The sequence below is a fragment of the Candidatus Magnetaquicoccus inordinatus genome, assembly GCF_004217665.1.
Lineage (GTDB): Bacteria > Pseudomonadota > Magnetococcia > Magnetococcales > Magnetaquicoccaceae > Magnetaquicoccus > Magnetaquicoccus inordinatus.
In genome coordinates, this window is the sequence record NZ_RXIU01000481.1 from 1 (window position 1) to 1243 (window position 1243).

Consider the following 1243-nt stretch of genomic DNA (forward strand, 5'->3'; position numbering starts at 1 on the left):
GCCGAAGGGGTCAGCCAGGCCACCACCTCTGCCGTCGTACTCAGCTCCGTGTTGATCCTGGTGTGTGACTATTTTATTACCTCCGTTTTGTTGTAAAGAGGGATCCTTCATGTCACAAGAGCATGCTCAAGATCGGAAGCGGATCCAGGAAGAGGCACAGCCTCTACCCATCGGTGCACGTTTGGTGCAGAACCAGTGCGTTACACCGCAACAGTTGCAACAGGCGCTGACACAACAGGCCAAACAGGGTAGCAATAAAGAGAGCTTGATCGGTAAAACATTGATCGAGATGGGCTATATCTCCCATCCCGCTCTCCTGGAGTGTCTGTTTCACCAGTTGACGCGCGAAAGAATCGCCTATCAAATAGATCCAGAGGCTACCTCGGTCATTCGCTTTGTCAATGTGGAGAAAACTCTCGACGGTCGGAAAGTATTGGATGATCTGAACCTGGAAATTCCCGCCAATAAAATCACCGCCATCATCGGTATCAGCGGCGGGGGCAAGAGTGTGACGCTCAAACATATGGTTGGCTTGATGAAACCCGATAAGGGTACAGTATGGGTGGGTGATCAACCTGTCAGCAGACTCTCTGGACGACAATTGAATGCGGTCAGACGCCGTTTTAGTCTGCTTTTTCAAGAGGGTGCACTCTTCGATTCCCTCAATGTGACCGATAATGTCGCCTTTCCGCTGCGGGAAAAAACCGATCTTTCTGAACAGGAAATTTTAGCACGAGTGGAAACCACCCTGCAGGAGGTCAATTTGGCCGGTATGGGCCATAAATTTCCCGATGAGTTGAGTGGTGGTATGAAAAAACGGGCGGCTCTGGCCAGAGCTCTGATCACTCAGCCGGAAATCATCCTGCTCGATGAACCCACTGCTGGCCTGGATCCCATTATTGAAAATGCCATCCACTACCTGATTTGCGATACCTATATGCGTACCCGCTATACCATTGTCTGCATCAGCCATGCCGTACCTGCCATCTTTGACTGGTGCCATCATGTTATCGTATTGCATCGCGGTCGTGTATTGGCCTCTGGACCTTCACTGGATATTCGCAACTCAACCGATCCAACCATCAAACAGTTCATCAGCGGTGACCTGGATGGTCCTATCCAGGTGATCTGAAGCAATATGTGACGAGGAGTGAAGATGAAAAGCGTCAAATTGGAAATGATGGTCGGCCTGTTTGTTCTCACCGGTCTGTTGGCCCTGGCTTGGCTCTCCATCAAATTGGCC

Annotated in this window: 2 protein-coding genes; both read left to right on the plus strand. The window is 50.5% G+C overall.

The window, feature by feature from the left end:
* Window positions 1-96, plus strand: a 96-nt coding sequence (locus EJP87_RS19140) for an ABC transporter permease (protein ID WP_193771494.1), incomplete at its 5' end; no start/stop codon positions are given.
* Between the two features lie 13 nt (window positions 97-109).
* The gene (locus EJP87_RS16695) at window positions 110-1132 is read left to right on the plus strand and encodes an ABC transporter ATP-binding protein (protein ID WP_227657737.1); all 1023 of its coding nucleotides are present in this window, start codon (window positions 110-112) and stop codon (window positions 1130-1132) included.
* Window positions 1133-1243 lie beyond the last annotated feature (111 nt).